The following is a 17,202-nucleotide window of genomic DNA, read 5'->3' as shown; positions in this document are numbered from 1 at the left end:
GCAGCTATCTTTTTTGAACACTTTTAAATTTAAATTATTTTTGTTCACACTGGGAGTTACTGATGCCGCATACCGTCGCCCCACCACCACTACTCCAAGTCCGTGGCATCAGCAAGCAGTTCTCCGGTGTTGTGGTATTGAAAAGTATCGACTTTACCCTGCAACCGGGTCAGGTCCACGCCCTGCTGGGGGGCAATGGGGCGGGTAAATCGACGTTGATGAAGATCATCGCTGGGGTACTTCCAACTGATAACGGCAGTATTGAGATCAATGGGCAGCCCTGCCTGAATCTCACCCCCGCCAAAGCCCATCAATTGGGTATTTATCTGGTACCGCAAGAACCCATGCTGTTTGCCAATCTGTCGGTGCAGGAGAACATTCTATTCCGCTTGCCTAAGCATCAAGCCGACAAAAAGAAGATGGTGCAGTTGCTCAACGATTTGGGCTGCCATTTGGATCTGTCGGTCAGCGCCGGTTCGCTGGATGTGGCCGATCAGCAGTTAGTTGAGATCATGCGCGGTTTGATGCGTGACTCGCGAATTTTAATTCTTGATGAACCCACCGCCTCGCTAACACCAGCGGAAACCCACCGTTTATTTAGCCAAATCAAAATGTTATTGCAGCAGGGCGTCGGGGTGGTGTTTATCTCCCACAAACTGCCGGAAATTCGCCAGTTGGCGGATTGGGTCAGTGTGATGCGCGATGGCGGTATTGCCCTGAGCGGCGCAACCGCCGACTTCTCGACCGACACCATTATTCAGGCCATTACGCCGCAAGCCAAAAACAGCGAATTATCCGATACCCAGAAACTCTGGCTGGAGCTGCCCGGTAACCGCCGCTCTCAAGCCCGCGCGCAATCTCAGCAGCCAGTGATTCAAGTGACCGACCTGAGCGGTGAAGGTTTTGCCCATCTCTCTTTTGAGGTGCATGCCGGTGAAATTCTTGGGCTGGCGGGGGTGGTTGGTGCAGGCAGAACTGAGCTGGCCGAAACCCTGTATGGCTTGCGCCCCGCCAGCGGCGGCAGTGTCCGGCTGGAAGATATCGATATCACCGCGATGAAAACCGTCAACCGCTTAGCGGCAGGTTTGGTCTATCTGCCGGAAGATCGGCAAGCCTCTGGCCTCTATCTGGATGCCCCGCTCAGTTGGAATGTCTGTTCACTGACCCAAGGCAGTCAGGGGATGTGGACTCATCCAGCACAGGAGGCGGCAATTCTGGAGCGCTATCGCCGCGCATTGAACATTAAATTCAGTCATCTGGAGCAGCCAGTGCGCACTCTGTCCGGCGGTAACCAGCAAAAGCTGCTGATTGCCAAATGTCTGGAAGCCAACCCATTGCTACTGATTATTGATGAGCCAACCCGTGGCGTGGATGTCGCCGCCCGCAGTGATATCTATCAATTGATCCGCAGCATTGCGGCGCAGCATGTGGCGATCATTTTTATCTCTTCTGACCTGGAAGAGGTCGTGCAGATGGTGGATCGCGTTTTGGTGATGCATCAGGGGGAAGTCAGTGGTGAGTTGCATGGTCAGGCAATGAATGTCGATACCATTATGCATTTGGCCTTTGGTGAAACTCATTCCACTGCCCCTCCATCGACCCAAAATGAGGGCGCATCATGTTGAAATTTATTCAAAATAACCGTGAAGGCACCGCGCTGCTGGCGATCCTTACCCTGTTTGCCCTACTCGGTGTGATCGACAGCAATTACTTCAGCGTGCAAACCTTCACCATGATCTTCAGCAGCGCGCAGATCCTGATCCTGCTAGCGATCGGTGCAACCCTGGTGATGCTGACCCGCAATATTGATGTCTCTGTCGGCTCCATTACTGGCCTCTGCGCGGTGACCGTCGGCATGGCACTCAATGCCGGTTTCGGGCTGGCGCTCTCCTGCTTGTTCGCCCTGCTGGTCGGCATGGTGGCGGGCTGCTTTAACGGTATTTTGGTGACTTGGCTACGTATTCCAGCGATTGTCGCCACACTGGGGACATTGGGGTTATATCGCGGCCTGATGCTGTTACTAACCGGCGGCAAATGGATCGAAGGATTACCGGCGGATCTGAAAAGTTTATCCACGCCAATTCTGTTTTCTATCTCGCCCATTGGCTGGCTGATTATGTTGCTGATCCTCGCCATGGCGGGATTGCTGGGTAAAACCGCCTTTGGTCGCAGCTTCTACGCCACCGGCGATAACCTGCAAGGCGCGCGCCAACTGGGTATCCGCACCGACAGTATTCGCATTTTTGCCTTCTCAATGAATGGCGTGATGGCGGCACTGGCGGGGATCGTTTTTGCCTCACAAATTGGTTTTATTCCCAATCAGACCGGCAGTGGACTGGAGATGAAAGCCATTGCGGCCTGCGTTCTTGGCGGCATCAGCTTGCTCGGCGGCACTGGGACCATCATCGGTGCCATTCTCGGGGCTTATCTGTTGACCCAAATCGATAGCGTGCTGGTGCTGCTGCGCCTACCCGCATGGTGGAATGATTTTATTGCCGGTTTGGTGCTGCTGGGAGTGCTGGTGTTCGATGGACGCCTGCGCTGCGCCATCGAACGCAATATCCGCCAGCAGAAATATGCCCGCTTTAATGCTCGTCCGGCAGCGAGTGATAAAAAAACCACCCCCACCCCGTCAAAGGCAACTGATAGCAAAGCGCCGAATGGCAAGTCATTCACTAAAAAAGAGGTGGCACGATGAGTCACTGTAAGCGTTATGGATGGGAACTGGCTCTGGCTGCACTATTGGTGCTGGAGATCCTGCTGTTTGGCTTATCAAATTCGCGCATGTTGGATATCAATGTGCTGCTGTTCAGCACCAGTGATTTTATCTGCATCGGGATCGTCGCCCTGCCGCTGACCATGGTGATCGTCAGTGGCGGCATCGATATCTCATTCGGCTCCACTATCGGACTGTGCGCCATATTCCTTGGTGTGATGTTTCAGGCCGGTGTGCCAATGAGCGTGGCAATCCCACTGACGCTGATCGTCGGCGCACTGTGCGGCTTGATTAATGCTGGATTGATTCTCTATACCGGCGTCAATCCGCTGGTCATCACCCTTGGCACCATGTATCTGTTCGGCGGCAGCGCCCTATTGCTATCGGGCATCTCGGGTGCCACTGGCTACGAAGGCATTGGCGGCTTCCCAACCGCCTTTACCGATTTCGCCAACCAAACCCTGTTCGGCCTGCCTATCCCACTGGTGATCTTTATGGTGTGCGTGCTGCTGTTCTGGCTGTTGATGCACCGCACTCACAGTGGCCGTAATGTTTTTCTGATTGGGCAAAATAGCCGCGTCGCTCGCTACAGCGCCCTACCCGTGGCCCGCACCTTGTGCCTCCTCTATGCCTTGACGGGCATGGCCTCCGCCATTGCCGCCGTCCTGTTGGTCTCTTACTTTGGCTCGGCGCGCTCTGATTTGGGAGCATCATTCCTGATGCCCGCCATCACCGCCGTGGTGCTGGGCGGGGCCAATATTTACGGCGGTTCCGGTTCCATCCTCGGCACGGCACTGGCGGTCTTGCTGGTGGGATATTTGCAGCAGGGGCTGCAAATGATCGGCACGCCAAACCAAATATCCAGTGCGCTATCCGGCGCGCTGCTGATTTTAGTGGTGGTCGGGCGCTCCATCAGCCTGCACCGACATTTGATTCAAGAATGGCTACAACGCCGTCGCAGTAGAAATACCCTGAGTTAATCGCTGTTTTTCTTTTATAGCGCAAGACCAACACCTCGATACCTCGATTCGGAGAGAGCAATGAAAACACCAAGATTAAAAAAGCTGGCACTGGTTTATGCCCTCGGATTTGCCTGTATCACTTTTGGCTCTATCAATGCCGCACACGCGGTGGAGCGCATCGCATTTATCCCGAAACTGGTCGGGGTGGGCTTCTTCACCAGTGGCGGTAAAGGAGCCGTCGATGCGGGTAAAGAGTTGGGCGTGGATGTGACCTACGATGGCCCGACAGAGCCCAGTGTTTCCGGTCAGGTTCAGTTGATCAATAACTTCGTCAATCAGGGCTATAACGCCATTGTGGTTTCCGCCGTCTCGCCAGATGGGCTGTGTCCGGCGTTAAAACGCGCCATGCAGCGGGGCGTCAAAATCCTCACCTGGGACTCTGACACCAAACCGGAGTGCCGCTCGATTTATATCAACCAAGGCACCCCGAATCAACTGGGTTCGATGCTGGTCGATATGGCGGCAAATCAGGTGAAAAAAGAGAAAGCCAAGGTGGCGTTCTTCTACTCTAGCCCGACGGTGACCGACCAAAACCAGTGGGTCAATGAAGCGAAGAAAAAAATCCAACAGGAGCACCCCGGCTGGGAGATCGTCACCACTCAGTTCGGCTATAACGACGCCACTAAATCGCTGCAAACCGCCGAGGGCATCTTGAAAGCCTATGGCGATCTGGACGCGATTATCGCACCGGATGCCAACGCCTTACCCGCCGCTGCGCAAGCCGCAGAAAACCTGAAACGCGACAATGTGGCGATCGTCGGCTTCAGCACCCCAAATGTGATGCGCCCCTATGTTGAGCGCGGAACAGTGAAGGAGTTTGGTCTGTGGGATGTGGTTAACCAAGGCAAAATCTCGGTGTATGTCGCCAATGAAATGCTGAAAAAAGGCGATTTGAACGTCGGCGATAAGCTGGATATTCCGAACATTGGCGTGGTTGAAGTGGTCGCGAACAGTGTGCAGGGCTATGACCATGAAGCAAAAGGCAACGGCATCGTGTTGCTGCCACAGCGGGTCATTTTCACCAAAGAGAACATCGACAAATACGATTTCTAATCTCAGCGGCCCGTCCCTGTGGCGGGCCAATACCCATAGTAAATGGAGTGATTACAGATGGCTGATTTAGACGATATCAAAGACGGTAAAGACTTCGGCATTGGCGTACCGCAGCAAAATCCTGCGTTTACGCTGAAAGGCTCCGGCTCACTGGATTGGGGGATGCAATCTCGTCTGGCGCGGATTTTCAATCCGAAAACCAATCGCACCGTGATGCTGGCATTTGACCACGGCTATTTTCAGGGGCCAACCACCGGGCTGGAGCGCATTGATATCAATATCTCCCCCCTATTTGAGTACGCCGATGTCTTAATGTGTACCCGTGGCATTTTGCGCAGTGTGGTTCCTGCTGCCGCCAATCGCCCTGTGGTACTACGTGCGTCCGGTGCCAACTCAATCCTGACGGATCTATCCAATGAGGCCGTGGCCGTGGCGATGGAAGATGCTTTGCGGCTCAACGCCTGTGCCGTGGCAGCGCAGGTTTATATCGGCACCGAGCATGAGCATCAATCGATTAAAAATATCATTCAGTTGGTCGATCAGGGGATGCGCTACGGCATGCCAACCATGGCGGTGACGGGGGTCGGCAAAGATATGGTTCGCGATCAGCGCTACTTCTCGCTGGCAACGCGAATCGCCGCCGAAATGGGGGCGCAGGTGATCAAAACCTATTATGTCGACAGCGGTTTTGAGCGCATTGCTGCCGGTTGCCCGGTGCCTATCGTGATTGCGGGCGGTAAAAAACTGCCGGAACGCGAGGCGTTGGAGATGTGCTATCAAGCTATTGATCAGGGCGCATCCGGCGTGGATATGGGCCGTAATATCTTCCAGTCGGAAGCCCCGATTGCCATGCTGAAGGCGGTTCATGCCGTGGTGCATCAAAATGAGAATGCAGCAGCGGCTTATCAGCTGTTCCTACACGAAAAAGGTTGAGCAGCGACAAGGAGGAAAGTATGCACGTGACTCTCGTCGAAATTAATGTGAAAGATGACAAAGTTGACCAATTTATTGAGGTTTTCCGCGCCAATCACCTCGGTTCTATCCGTGAAGCGGGCAATTTACGTTTTGATGTGTTGAGGGATGAGGTCCTGCCGACCCGCTTTTACATCTATGAAGCCTATACCGATGAGGCAGCGGTCGCAGCCCATAAAAAGACCCCCCATTACCTCGCGTGTGTCGAGCAACTGGAGGGGTTGATGACCGGCCCACGTAAGAAAACCGTCTTTATCGGCCTGATGCCTTAGCCGACACGGGCAGTTGATACCTATCGCTGCCCGTTCTGTTTTCCCTACAACAACACGCTAATTCCATATTTTTGTACAATTGAAAGCAGTTTAAGTGATAAACCATTGGGGTGCTTTGCGCCATTTTCCCATTTCTGAATAGTAGCCCCGATGCCGCACTATGGATAGTTTCAATATGAAGCCAATGACAATGAACCGGCTCGGATGTCATACAAACTTGCCTCTTAAGACAAAAACCCCCCCCTTATCAGACAACGCCTATCAGCAAAATGTATACAGTGCGGTATTCTTAGCGTTGGAGATAATAATTGGCAGTCTTTCTGGCCGTATCGCGCCTCATCTGCTGTGATCCACACCGTAAAACAGGAGTTTCTATGAACACCACTCATCGCTGGGTATTGGCCTTGGCTTGCTCCACCACACTGCTGAGCGGTGCGGCGAGCGCGAACAGCTTATTGGATTCAGTCAAAAGCGCCGCAGATCAGTACAGTAAATCAGGCGATAGCTCATCTTCACTGTCGTCACTGACCGGCTTACTCAATGGTAGCGATAAAGGTCTAAGTGCCAGCACCATGACCAATGCGGCGGGTATCTTGCAATATTGCGTCCAAAACAACGTGCTGTCGGCCAATGGCACCAGCGCCGTGAAAGACCAGTTGATGAGCAAGTTGGGGATCACCAGCACCGAAAATGCCAAGAGCCAAGATTACCAAGAGGGTTTGGGTGGCTTGCTGAAAACCGGTGAAGGCAAAAGCCTCAACCTGAACGATCTGGGTAGCGAGCAAATCACCGAAAAAATCAAAACCAAAGCCTGTGATTTGGTGCTGAAACAGGGCCAATCATTCTTGCTGAAATAGTGGGATGGATGATGACGGGGCGCAGCTAGAGCTGCGCTTTTTATTCTAAGAAAATATTCTGGCGGTGATAAGCCATCTGCCCTTCATCAGGGAGAAACTGAACCGGTAGCCGCAGTTTCCGCCCTTCATATTTAGCAAAACTGTCCTCACTAATACTGCTTTTAAGCTTTTTGATTTGTGTGGAGAGCACCATTTCAAGATGTGGGTTAAAGGTTATTAATCCCTGATCAAAAGCTCGGTCATGCAAACTAGAAAGGCATAGCCCATTGCTGGGATTAAGGCGGTGCTCGGCACCATGGCTCCAAGGACGGATATGGCTAGCCACTAATAACGTCGGCTCCTCCAGCCCAGTGATACAACAGCGATTCTCATAAACCTGCAAAACATTTTTACGAAACAGCTGCTGACCTAGAAACCATACAAATTACAAATCCCCCACAAAAAGCCATAACTTAAAAATATCCTGTTTTGGGATATTTTTAAGAGCATCGGATAATCAATCGAACACATAATAGGGAGGAATAAACGTTATGGATAAGCAAGACTGGCATCCGGCAGATATCGTGGCGGGCTTAAAAAAACGAGGTACATCAATGGCGGCTGTTTCCAGAGAAGCTGGGCTGGCTTCTTCAACACTGGCAAATGCGCTGCTACGCCATTGGCCAAAGGGCGAAAGATTGATCGCGGAGGTATTGGAACTTCATCCAGCAGAGATCTGGCCTTCCCGCTATCTAAAGCCCAAAAGGCCACAAAAGATATTGCCCAGCGAGTGAGTTAACTCAGGTCAATTCCGCTTCCTACGGAGAAAAGGGAGCGGGATTATTGGGGGTTGGTGAGGGTCGGTGTATTTACTCTATAATATGGCGTCTGGCTTTTGACTCGCCTGTGGATCAATATGTAGTGGCTGAATAGATCCTAGTTTCCTAGACGATTCCGAGTCTCACTGGAGTGGAGTGCTCCCGAGCCTATAGATACCCCCTTCACCACACTGAGATCTATGGGGTCTATCATGTCACTTTTCCAGCCCGTCCGATATCAGCTTCCAGTCTGCTTATAACTTTTGTTTTTAGCAGTCAATTCTGCTGCAGTTTTCATGGCCTTAACTAACTGTTCCGCTACCGCATGTATGACGTTCATACAGACCGAGTTTCCGAACTGCTTGTAGATCTGCCCATGGGAAACGGCATCTACGATATATTCCTCAGGAAACCCTTGGAGGCGTGCGCATTCGCGAGGGGTTAGTTTCCTCGGATTTTTTCCCTGATGAGATTGGTCGATCAAAATTTCAGAACCATCTTTGTAATAACGGGCACTGATGGTGTTGGTATATTCACTATTTTCGCCGAAAAGCGAATAGCCAAAACCATTGCCTTTTTTTTCATGTTCAAGTTTACGCTTTTGGTGACCTGCCCAGAGTTTGTCGGAGATTGTGTATTTGTCTTCTGATGCAGGTAATTTGCTCAAGTCCTCCAAAATGTCACCAACTTTAGTCGGCCGCATAGGTGGTTTTGGCCAATTAAAGACGCTGTCAAAATCCACCTCATCGAAATAATCTTTGTCAAAGCCGACAATGAAGATGCGTTCACGGTTCTGAGGAGCACCGAAATCTCTGGCACGGAGCACTTTGTAATCAACCCAATAGTTAAGTTTCACGGATAACGCCTGACGGGTATCCTCACTGATCGGGATATCACTCGGAATGTCATGGGAACCCTCACCCTTAAGGATGTCCAAAATCGTCTTCAGCGTACGCCCTTTGTCATGCCCTTGGAGTTGTTTGACGTTCTCTAACATGAATACTTTAGGACGTTTGACCGCTAAGATCCGCTGGATTTCGAAGAACATAGTTCCTCGTGTATCGTTGAAGCCTCTTTTCAGACCTGCTTGGGAAAATGCTTGGCAGGGGAATCCACCAAGAAGGACGTCATGGTCTGGAATATCAGAGGCTTTAATCTTAGTGATATCACCATGTGGCATTTCACCAAAATTAGTTAGATAAGTTTTCTGGGAAAATTTATCCCATTCGGAGGAAAAAACACAGTGACCACCTTGCTGTTGATAAGGTAAACGGATACCACCAATACCAGCGAATAGATCAATAAATGTAAATTCAGATTCACTTGCAGGCTGCTGGCGTAAAGGGGCTTTATCCAAGTATGAAACCATCTGTTGCTCAACCTCGAGAATCGCATGCCATTTTGTGGCAGAGGGAACATGTTCCTCCTCCTCCCAACCGCGAACAGTCCTCTCACCTGTTGAACTTAGCCCAAGCAGATTAGCAAATTCTGTACGACCAAGGCCTAATCTTTCCCTCAAATTTTTGATATACTGTGCTTTATTTTGATTATTCATTTAAGTTGATCTTATCCGGTTTCATTCCCGGCGAAAAGAATATCACTGTACACTTGATCAGTCAATACGCCTAATGGCGAATGGAATGGAAAACCAGCCACTCGGAGGAAACTATGTCACGAGAACAAATACAGCAACTACAAACTCAAAATGATAGATGGAATGGCATATCTGTTTTCAAGGTGATTTTCCTCAACACTGGTTCTTTTTTTGAGATCGAAAATTCGTCAGGCAAAGTTCATGACGTCTCATTTCAATGCATTCTCCAATCATTGAAAGACATCCGTGATAATGAAAAAGCCAAGCAGTTTATTATTTATTCAGTGGAAGTTCCTACTCGCATTAAAAACATTCAAACTGATGATCAGCGTACATTTGATAGCATCGAAACTTCAGGCCCAGTCGAGTGTACAGAATGGAAATATTTCGAAAAAATGATCCGAGTACTCGCAGGGAATGTACTTAGTTACCCTAGGGCAAAAGTTGTTGCAGGGGAACAGTCCAAGCTCTTTTTCAATGTAATCTCGAGAATCGTACATATTGCTACCAAGCAAGAACCACAAAATCTCGACGAGCTGATGCCGTTTAGCAATCAGAATATCCAAGCTGCAATTGATTTCCTTGAGCAAGTAATTTCCGACTTCACTATTTCAACACCTCCAGTAGGGACACAAGCATCGGCTTCGGACCTTGCAGTTCTGGGAAAAAAGAAGAACACAATTTACCTCGGGGCGCCAGGAACAGGTAAAAGCTACTCAATCGAACAGGAGACTAATGGAGCGACGAAAGTACGTACCGTATTCCATCCCGATATGCAATATAGTGATTTCGTAGGAAGTTTGAGGCCAAGAATGGTTAATGACGGTGAAATCAGAAGCATTCATTACGAATTTCGGCCAGGACCATTCACGAACGCTTATATTCAAGCAAAGAATAATAAAAACCAGAGTGTGTTCCTGATTATTGAGGAAATCAACAGGGCCCCAGCAGCTGCGGTATTTGGTGATCTGTTCCAACTGCTTGATCCTGATAGTATGTATGAAATTGATATCGACCCAGATATGCTAGATTATATTAACGAAAATATTTCGGAACAGATCGAAAAACTTTCTCTCCCTGCAAATCTGACCATTCTGGCAACAATGAACAGCAGTGACCAAGGAGTAAATTCATTAGATACAGCATTTAAGCGTCGCTGGGCTATAAAATATATGTCTATTGACTACACAAAGGCGACCCTAGGCACTTTAACTATTCCTGTGCAAGGAAGAACTTGTGAAATCGAATGGAAAAACTTTGCAAAAATAATCAACGAAAGACTAATGACACTAGGTGTTCCCGAAGATCGTCTCCTTGGTCATCGCTTCTTATCCGTAAATGATCTATGTGATAGCCAATCAGCATACGATACACTCTGTTACAAGCTCTTCGTGTACTTATGGGATGATGTGCTTCGCCACGGTAAGCGCCATAGTATCTTTGCAACTGAGAGTGGGGAATATGTACTAGGTACCTTCGGACAACTGGTTGCTGCATTTTCGGCAGGATTACCAGTTTTCGAATCCAGTATAGAAGAATCCTTAATAGCAGCAGCTACAGCCCAGATTGCAGATGGCGAGAAGCAATGAACATTATTCTTCATGAGGACAGATGTGCAGTTAGCAGCCTTCCGGAGCATGTTCGTACTGCGTTAGACTCGGAAAACTTGATCCGCAACGATCAGAGTAAACTGGATTTCTGTGGCATGGTCATGCAGGGAGACAGAACTGACGTATTCCTGCCAAGAAATAGTAGACAGGTTGCGTACAGCGAACAACAAAAACTCAGCGCATCTCTTATACACGCAATCCACAAATATGCCCTTAACAGAGATCGGCCTTCCTTTTCTGACGGGGCATCTGAGCAAATTGTGGGGGAATCATTCCTCGGACTAGCATTTACACTTCTGGCTGACTATGTCGAGCATGGAATCTATGTCAGGTGTACTTCTGATATCAAAAAAAATACGGGAAAAATAGACTGGAAACGAACCATCGGTAGGATAGAGAGTTATCCTTCAGCTGGCTCACAGGTCTACTTAGACACTCTCGGACGGAAAAAGACCACACACTTCGATGATGAGGTGACCCGCATTCATGCGCAAATCATCCGCGAGCTAGACCACCTTATCGGATGGATCTTCTTTGACAAAGATTCAAATATCCAATCAAAACTTGCCGATATCAAACAGCCTTCCGGAGGCCGCAAGGCTAAGATTGGGGTACTGGAAAGGGAACTGGGTGGTCTTTATGTTGACAGGAATATGAAGTTAATGACTGATCTGACGACATATCTTTCAAGGGAGACAGGTAATTCTGACCGCAATCTTGTAATCGGTATAAATAAATTTCATTCGATGTGGGAGCATATGATTGATTCCTGCATGGAGTCGAAATTTGACATAAATCGCCAGTTGGCCAAACCTTGTTACAGAATCAATGGTCATTACCAAATGGCTACCCAGAAAGGAGGCCGTACCGATACAGTTATTAGGAGTCCAGACACAACTACATTTGCCATTCTTGATGCCAAATATTACGGTGCAGAAAATCTGGAAAACCTTCCTGGATGGCCCGACCTAATAAAGCAATTCTTTTACGCATTAGCGCTGAAGGATATTTATCCAACAGCCATGGTATACAACTGGTTCATATTTCCAGGTAGTACAAGAACCGTAGAATCTGCACATCTGATGGCTCCGATCACAAGAGAGCTCCAAGACCACAAATATATGCCTATACAGTGCGATTATCTCGAACCGATGGCATTGGTTAATTGCTATATCTCAGGCAAAAAACTTATAGCTCTAGCAGAAAAATTTCTTCATATCTGAAACTGGGATATGAAGTGGTCGACAAAAACTGGCCACAGCTTTAGCATTTTTCCAGTATCGATTTTCCGATTCGTTGGGTGATAACCCGCCGTTATATTCGTGTGGCCTAAGCGCGCTGTAATATCCAACAATATAGTCTGTTATTTCATGGACAGCATCGCTGAAGCTTACGTAACCTGTCACGGGTACCCATTCATTCTTCAGACTCCTGAAGAACCGCTCCATCGGGCTGTTATCCCAGAAGTTTCCTCGTCGGCTCATGCTCTGTTTGATCCGGTAACGCCACAGTAACTGCCGGAACTGCCTGCTTGTATAGTGGCTACCCTGATCGCTGTGGAACATCACTTCGACTGGCTTGCCGCGAGCTTCCCATGCCATTTCCAGTGCTTTGACCGTCAGTTTGCTATCCGGGGGGAACGACATTGCCCAACCCACAGGTTTCCTCGCAAACAGATCGAGAACAACTGCAAGGTATGCCCAGCGCTTACCTGTCCAGATATATGTCACGTCGCCGCACCACACCTGATTTGGCTCTGTCACTGCGAACTGCCGCTCAAGGTGATTCGGGATAGCGATGTGTTCATGGCCGCCACGTTTATATCGATGAGTCGGCTGTTGGCAACTGACCAGCCCCAGCTCTTTCATCAGTCTGCCAGCAAGCCAGCGTCCCATCCGATAGCCTCTCTGGGTTGCCATTGTAGCTATGCTCCTTGCCCCAGCGGAACCATGGCTGATGTTGTGCAGCTCAAGCACCTGGCTTCGTAATACAGCCCGTCTGCCGTCTGGTTTTTGAGGACGGTTTTGCCAGTATTTGTAGCTGCTACGATGAACCCCGAACACGTGGCAGAGAGAGGCCACTGGATAACGCGCCCTGAGTTTCCCGATTAACGAGAACTGTTCAGGGAGTCTGACATCAAGAGCGCGGTTGTAGATTCAATCTGTCAACGCAACACCCCTTTCAATTATCTCTTTCGGTGTTTTGAACTTCAGTGTCTTTCTTGGTCTGTTGTTTAGCTGAGCTGCAACCTGATCCAACTCATGTTGAGTATATTGGGCAAGGCATGTCTTTTTGGGAAAGTACTGTCTAATTAGCCCATTAGTGTTCTCGTTTGTTCCCCGCTGCCAGGGACTCTGAGGATCGCAGAAGTAAACTTTAACTCCGGTGCTGCCAGTAAATTCCAGATGCCTGGCCAGCTCCATTCCTCTGTCCCATGTCAGTGATTGCCGGAGTTCAGGCGGCAAGCTCAGGAATTTGTCGGTAAGAGCCTGATTCACTGAGAAAGAATCTTTGCCCCTGAGTCTAAGGATGATCGTATAACGTGATTTTCGGTCTACAAGTGTGGCTATATGCGAGTTTTTTGTGCCTGATACTAAATCGCCTTCCCAGTGCCCCAGAGAGCGTCTGTTATCGATATGCCGGGAGCGTTCGTGAATTGGCGTTCCGTTCACTATGTTGATCGTACCTCTTTCACCTTTGCGGGTATGGCGTCTGCCATGACGAAGGCTATGCGACCGGCGCAGATGCTTTACATTCAGGTGGTGTAGCGCTTCACGGCTACGAAAGTACAGCGTTTTATAAATTGTCTCCGGTGATATTCGCAGTGTTTTTTGACGCGGCTTCGTTCGCCTTAACCATCCTGATATTTGCTCAGGAGACCACTTCATCTCCAGCTTTTCCAGAACAAGCTCTCGCAACGGTAAATTCTGATCCAGTAAGCACGGTTTTGGTCTTTTCGCCATCCTGCTGGCCCGGTTATTAGCATCAACAGCTTTGTAATAGCGCCTGCCTCGATTACGCTGAACTTCACGTGAGATCGTCGAAGGACTACGATTCAGCGCAGTAGCTATCGCACGAATGCTCATTTTGGCTGACAAACCGGCTCGTATTTCCTCGCGCTCAGACAGCGTCAGGTGAGCTACAGCCCGCTTGCGCTCATTGGGTTTTATGCCGCCAGTATCTCTTAACATAGTGAAGATTGTTCCTGGTTTCGAACCCAGGATATTAGCTATTTCACTGAAGCCTGTTCCGTTCTTCCACAGTTCAAAAACAGATGCTTTTTCCTTTGCTGTAAATGTCCGTCTCATTCAAAAACCCTCCGCAACCCCATGTTTTCACATGACTGTTGCGTTGACCAATTGAATCTACAGTAGCCTTTTTTAATATTTCATTTTCCATTTCAATACGTTGTAGTTTTTTCTTTAGCTCACGTATTTCGATTTGTTCCGGTGTGATAGGAGAGGTTTTTGGCGTTTTGCCCTGCCGTTCATCACGCAGCTGTTTTACCCATTTAGTCATCGTGGAAAGACCTACATCCATAGCCTTAGCGGCGTCAGAAACGGTGTAATTTTGGTCGACAACTAACTGAGCGGATTCACGTTTGAATTCAGGACTTAAATTTCTTCTTTTCATTGGTGCACCTGTGTTGTTCTGAGGTAAGCATATCACCTCTGTTCAGGTGGCCAAATTCAGTAAACCACTTCAGTTATCACGAGGATAGGGATTTAATCCCTTGGGTGTGGATAGGTACCCGCAAATGTACCCACATCAGTCAGTTGATGTAGATTGAATCAGGTTGACTTATATTGACTGAAAAGCGGGGCAAAGCCTTGCGGGGACTGGATTTTAGGCAAAAAAAAAGCCACCTTGCGGTGACTTGATTTTCATACTAATGGTGCCGAAGGCCGGAATCGAACCGGCATGCCTCGCGGCGGTTGATTTTGAATCAACTGCGTCTACCGATTTCGCCACTTCGGCACTGAAGTAGTATGCGGAGAACGAGGTGAATTATACCTACCAATGATCCGCATGCAACTGTTATCCCATCAAGTTTAGTCTAAGTGTTGAAAAAACCGCCATCAACGCCGTTTTAGCAGCAAATAAACACTGATTAGGAGGAAAAGTATACTTGGCAGCAGCGCGCCAATGACGGGCGGGATGCTGTAAACCAGGCTCAGTGGGCCAAAAATCTGATCCAGTACGTAGAAAACAAAGCCAAAGAAGATGCCGGTGACAACCCGGACACCCATCGGCACACTGCGTAATGGGCCAAAAATAAATGACAGCGCCATCAGCATCATTACCGCCACCGAGAATGGTGCAAATATCTTGCCCCACATATTCAGTTCGTAGCGGCTTGATTCCTGACCACTTTGCCGCAGGTATTTACTGTAATCATGCAGCCCACTGATGGAGAGTGAATCTGGATTCATGGCAACTACACCCAGCTTCTCAGGTGTCAGGTTGGTCTTCCACTCGCCGGTCAATGTCTGCGAGCCCGTCACCTGAGTCGGGTTGCTTAAATCAGATTCATCAACTTGCGATAAGCGCCACAGATTACCTTCGTAAGTGGCTGTCGCCGCATAACGAACCGACAACAGGCGATCTTGTTTATCAAAGTGATAAATATTGACGCCCGTCAGCTCCTTGTCACCCGACACCCGCTGAATATAGATAAAATCAGAGCCATCTTTTGCCCACAAACCAGACTGGGTTGACAGCAGTGAGCCACCGTACATCTGCTGTGCGCGGAAGTTGCGCGCCATCTGCTCGCCTTGCGGTGCCACCCATTCGCCGATTGCCATGGTCAGCAACACCAGCGGAATAGCGGTTTTCATCACCGCAGCAGCGATTTGCATGCGGGTAAATCCCGATGCCTGCATGACCACCAGCTCACTGCGGGTCGCTAATGTGCCAAGGCCCAGCAATGCGCCTAACAGTGCCGCCATCGGGAAGAATATCTCGATATCCTTTGGGACACTGAGCAAGGTGTACATGCCAGCGGACGCCGCTGAGTAATCGCCCTGCCCGACTTTACGCAACTGATCGACAAACTTGATGATGCCGGACAGTGATACCAGCATGAATAACGTCATCAGGATGGTATTGAGGATAGTCCGTCCGATATAACGGTCTAATACACCAAACATCAGGCAGCACCTCTCAATCGAGCACGTAACTTACGAGCCGGCAGGCCATCCCACAGGTTCAATATCACCGCAATCGCCAGATAAATGCCATTCACGGTCCACATCCAGAGCAGTGGGTCTAGCTTGCCGTTACCTGCATTCGAGCGCAGGGAGCTTTGCAACAGGAAGAAAATCAAGTACAGCAACATCGCGGGTAGCATGCTGAGGACACGGCCCTGACGCGGGTTAACCGCACTTAGCGGCACGACCAGCAGCGCCATGATAACTACCGATACAATCAGGGTTAGCCGCCAATGAAACTCGGCACGGGCGTCCGCTTCATTCGAGCGCCACAGCTGTTTCATGGTCATCTGCTCGGCCACATTACTGTTTTGCTGCACTTCTTGATGCCCAATAATTGCCTGATAGTCGACAAAATCGGTGATGCGGAAATCACGCAGCAGCGCGGTACCCTCATAGCGGGTGCCTTTGTTGAGGATAACCACTTGCGAGCCATCCGGCCGCTCGGTCATATGGCCGCTGTCAGCCACCACCACAGAGGGGCGCTGATTACCGTTTGGCCGCAATTGTGCCAAAAATACGCGGTTGAACTCTTTGCCCGTCACATTCCCGATAAATAAGGCCGAATTGCCATCGGTTGAGGATTTAAATTGCCCCCCCGCCAATGCGGCGAGACTGGGGTTAGCTCTGGCTTCATTCAGCACTTCGTCTTGATGTTTGGACGACCAGGGGCCAAGCCAGATGGTATTGACCGCCGCCAGCGCAGAAGTGCCCAGCGCCAGAATCAATGCCGCCAGAATCAGGGATTTTTTGCCCATGCCGCAGGCATGCATCACGGTGATTTCACTCTCCGTATACAATTTACCTAAGGTCATCAACAAGCCCAGAAATAGGCTTAATGGTAGGATAAGTTGTGCCATTTCCGGCACACCGAGCCCCAAAAGGGATAAAACCAGATTTGTGGGGATTTCACCGTCAACCGCAGCGCCTAATATCCGTACTAACTTCTGACTAAAGAAGATTAATAGCAGGATGAACAGAATCGCAATTTGGCTCTTAAGTGTTTCCCGTACCAGATATCTAATGATGATCACGCTAATACGCCTGTGAAAACTTGTCTTTTTGCAGGAAAATCGATAGTTTCATCGTTAATCCGCCA

The 17,202-nt window shown here is 49.3% G+C and carries 14 protein-coding genes, 1 tRNA gene and 4 pseudogenes; 10 read left to right on the top strand and 9 right to left on the bottom strand.

The features are described from left to right. Window positions 1-62 precede the first annotated feature (62 nt). From lsrA to lsrG, 6 genes are read left to right on the top strand one after another with little or no spacing between them, the layout of a single operon-like run. Complete coding sequence (gene lsrA / locus ACZ76_RS11845; protein ID WP_048619107.1) at window positions 63-1,625, top strand: autoinducer 2 ABC transporter ATP-binding protein LsrA; 1,563 nt, start codon at window positions 63-65, stop codon at window positions 1,623-1,625. Next, window positions 1,619-2,698, top strand: a complete 1,080-nt coding sequence (lsrC, locus tag ACZ76_RS11840; RefSeq protein ID WP_048619106.1) for an autoinducer 2 ABC transporter permease LsrC — start codon at window positions 1,619-1,621, stop codon at window positions 2,696-2,698. Before lsrA ends, lsrC begins: the two co-directional genes overlap by 7 nt. After that, window positions 2,695-3,696, top strand: a complete 1,002-nt coding sequence (lsrD, locus tag ACZ76_RS11835; RefSeq protein ID WP_048619105.1) for an autoinducer 2 ABC transporter permease LsrD — start codon at window positions 2,695-2,697, stop codon at window positions 3,694-3,696. Before lsrC ends, lsrD begins: the two co-directional genes overlap by 4 nt. A gap of 60 nt (window positions 3,697-3,756) precedes the next feature. Further along, a complete protein-coding gene (lsrB, locus tag ACZ76_RS11830; protein WP_048619104.1) occupies window positions 3,757-4,791 on the top strand; it encodes an autoinducer 2 ABC transporter substrate-binding protein LsrB in 1,035 nt (344 codons plus the stop codon). A 57-nt stretch (window positions 4,792-4,848) separates the two neighbouring features. Further along, window positions 4,849-5,724, top strand: coding sequence for a 3-hydroxy-5-phosphonooxypentane-2,4-dione thiolase (gene lsrF, locus ACZ76_RS11825; protein ID WP_048619103.1), 876 nt, complete (start codon window positions 4,849-4,851; stop codon window positions 5,722-5,724). Between the two features lie 20 nt (window positions 5,725-5,744). Further along, a complete protein-coding gene (lsrG, locus tag ACZ76_RS11820; protein ID WP_048619102.1) occupies window positions 5,745-6,035 on the top strand; it encodes a (4S)-4-hydroxy-5-phosphonooxypentane-2,3-dione isomerase in 291 nt (96 codons plus the stop codon). 44 nt (window positions 6,036-6,079) lie between these two features. Here the strand turns inward: lsrG and ACZ76_RS18450 are convergent. After that, window positions 6,080-6,181: pseudogene (locus tag ACZ76_RS18450) on the bottom strand (helix-turn-helix domain-containing protein); the annotation flags it as partial. A 228-nt stretch (window positions 6,182-6,409) separates the two neighbouring features. Between ACZ76_RS18450 and ACZ76_RS11815 the strand changes: the two are divergent. Then, window positions 6,410-6,892, top strand: a complete 483-nt coding sequence (locus tag ACZ76_RS11815; protein ID WP_048619101.1) for a YjjA family protein — start codon at window positions 6,410-6,412, stop codon at window positions 6,890-6,892. Between the two features lie 40 nt (window positions 6,893-6,932). Here ACZ76_RS11815 and ACZ76_RS11810 read toward each other — a convergent pair. Beyond that, a pseudogene (locus ACZ76_RS11810) lies at window positions 6,933-7,304 on the bottom strand (HNH endonuclease); the annotation flags it as partial. 118 nt (window positions 7,305-7,422) lie between these two features. On the opposite strand from ACZ76_RS11810, the gene ACZ76_RS11805 reads away from it, so the two are divergent. Next, entirely contained in the window at window positions 7,423-7,665 is a 243-nt protein-coding gene (locus ACZ76_RS11805) for a helix-turn-helix domain-containing protein (protein WP_048619100.1), read from the top strand. A 262-nt stretch (window positions 7,666-7,927) separates the two neighbouring features. Here the strand turns inward: ACZ76_RS11805 and dcm are convergent, their stop codons facing one another. Beyond that, on the bottom strand, window positions 7,928-9,244 hold the full coding sequence (gene dcm / locus ACZ76_RS11800) for a DNA (cytosine-5-)-methyltransferase (RefSeq protein ID WP_048619099.1): 1,317 nt from the start codon (window positions 9,242-9,244) through the stop codon (window positions 7,928-7,930). 113 nt (window positions 9,245-9,357) lie between these two features. On the opposite strand from dcm, the gene ACZ76_RS17965 reads away from it, so the two are divergent. Further along, window positions 9,358-10,872 (top strand): McrB family protein, encoded by a 1,515-nt coding sequence (locus ACZ76_RS17965; RefSeq protein WP_053082176.1) that lies wholly within the window; start codon window positions 9,358-9,360, stop codon window positions 10,870-10,872. Continuing rightward, window positions 10,869-12,116: an LlaJI family restriction endonuclease gene (locus ACZ76_RS11790; protein ID WP_048619098.1), complete on the top strand. Its 1,248-nt coding sequence runs from the start codon at window positions 10,869-10,871 to the stop codon at window positions 12,114-12,116. Before ACZ76_RS17965 ends, ACZ76_RS11790 begins: the two co-directional genes overlap by 4 nt. On the opposite strand, the pseudogene ACZ76_RS11785 reads toward ACZ76_RS11790, so the two are convergent. The 6 genes and pseudogenes from ACZ76_RS11785 to lptF all read right to left on the bottom strand — a co-directional run. Continuing rightward, window positions 12,090-13,040, bottom strand: a pseudogene (locus tag ACZ76_RS11785) (IS3 family transposase); the annotation flags it as partial. The gene ACZ76_RS11790 and the pseudogene ACZ76_RS11785 overlap by 27 nt on opposite strands. A 9-nt stretch (window positions 13,041-13,049) precedes the next feature. Then, window positions 13,050-14,201, bottom strand: a complete 1,152-nt coding sequence (locus tag ACZ76_RS11780; RefSeq protein WP_048617478.1) for an IS30 family transposase — start codon at window positions 14,199-14,201, stop codon at window positions 13,050-13,052. Window positions 14,202-14,268: 67 nt separating this feature from the next. Further along, window positions 14,269-14,526: pseudogene (locus ACZ76_RS18845) on the bottom strand (transposase); the annotation flags it as partial. 260 nt (window positions 14,527-14,786) lie between these two features. Continuing rightward, window positions 14,787-14,871, bottom strand: a tRNA-Leu gene (locus ACZ76_RS11770). A 101-nt stretch (window positions 14,872-14,972) separates the two neighbouring features. Then, entirely contained in the window at window positions 14,973-16,043 is a 1,071-nt protein-coding gene (gene lptG, locus ACZ76_RS11765; protein ID WP_048619095.1) for an LPS export ABC transporter permease LptG, read from the bottom strand. Continuing rightward, window positions 16,043-17,137 carry an LPS export ABC transporter permease LptF gene (gene lptF, locus ACZ76_RS11760; protein ID WP_048619094.1) on the bottom strand — a complete coding sequence of 365 codons (1,095 nt, stop codon included), beginning with the start codon at window positions 17,135-17,137 and terminating at the stop codon, window positions 16,043-16,045. Before lptF ends, lptG begins: the two co-directional genes overlap by 1 nt. Between the last annotated feature and the right edge of the window lie 65 nt (window positions 17,138-17,202).

Origin of the sequence: Yersinia aleksiciae, assembly GCF_001047675.1 — a bacterium.
GTDB lineage: Bacteria > Pseudomonadota > Gammaproteobacteria > Enterobacterales > Enterobacteriaceae > Yersinia > Yersinia aleksiciae.
The sequence above is the reverse complement of the archived record's forward strand: the minus strand, read 5'-3'. Positions and strand labels throughout refer to the sequence as shown.

What these genes read in the sequence shown, in the direction of transcription:
- lsrG (WP_048619102.1), top strand. Translation starts at nt 5,745, where the DNA reads ATGCACGTGACTCTCGTCGAAATTAATGTGAAAGATGACAAAGTTGAC.
- lsrA (WP_048619107.1), top strand. Translation starts at nt 63, where the DNA reads ATGCCGCATACCGTCGCCCCACCACCACTACTCCAAGTCCGTGGCATC.
- dcm (WP_048619099.1), bottom strand. Translation starts at nt 9,244, where the DNA reads ATGAATAATCAAAATAAAGCACAGTATATCAAAAATTTGAGGGAAAGA.
- ACZ76_RS11815 (WP_048619101.1), top strand. Translation starts at nt 6,410, where the DNA reads ATGAACACCACTCATCGCTGGGTATTGGCCTTGGCTTGCTCCACCACA.
- lsrB (WP_048619104.1), top strand. Translation starts at nt 3,757, where the DNA reads ATGAAAACACCAAGATTAAAAAAGCTGGCACTGGTTTATGCCCTCGGA.
- ACZ76_RS11780 (WP_048617478.1), bottom strand. Translation starts at nt 14,201, where the DNA reads ATGAGACGGACATTTACAGCAAAGGAAAAAGCATCTGTTTTTGAACTG.
- lsrF (WP_048619103.1), top strand. Translation starts at nt 4,849, where the DNA reads ATGGCTGATTTAGACGATATCAAAGACGGTAAAGACTTCGGCATTGGC.
- ACZ76_RS11805 (WP_048619100.1), top strand. Translation starts at nt 7,423, where the DNA reads ATGGATAAGCAAGACTGGCATCCGGCAGATATCGTGGCGGGCTTAAAA.
- lsrD (WP_048619105.1), top strand. Translation starts at nt 2,695, where the DNA reads ATGAGTCACTGTAAGCGTTATGGATGGGAACTGGCTCTGGCTGCACTA.
- lsrC (WP_048619106.1), top strand. Translation starts at nt 1,619, where the DNA reads ATGTTGAAATTTATTCAAAATAACCGTGAAGGCACCGCGCTGCTGGCG.
- ACZ76_RS11790 (WP_048619098.1), top strand. Translation starts at nt 10,869, where the DNA reads ATGAACATTATTCTTCATGAGGACAGATGTGCAGTTAGCAGCCTTCCG.
- ACZ76_RS17965 (WP_053082176.1), top strand. Translation starts at nt 9,358, where the DNA reads ATGTCACGAGAACAAATACAGCAACTACAAACTCAAAATGATAGATGG.
- lptG (WP_048619095.1), bottom strand. Translation starts at nt 16,043, where the DNA reads ATGTTTGGTGTATTAGACCGTTATATCGGACGGACTATCCTCAATACC.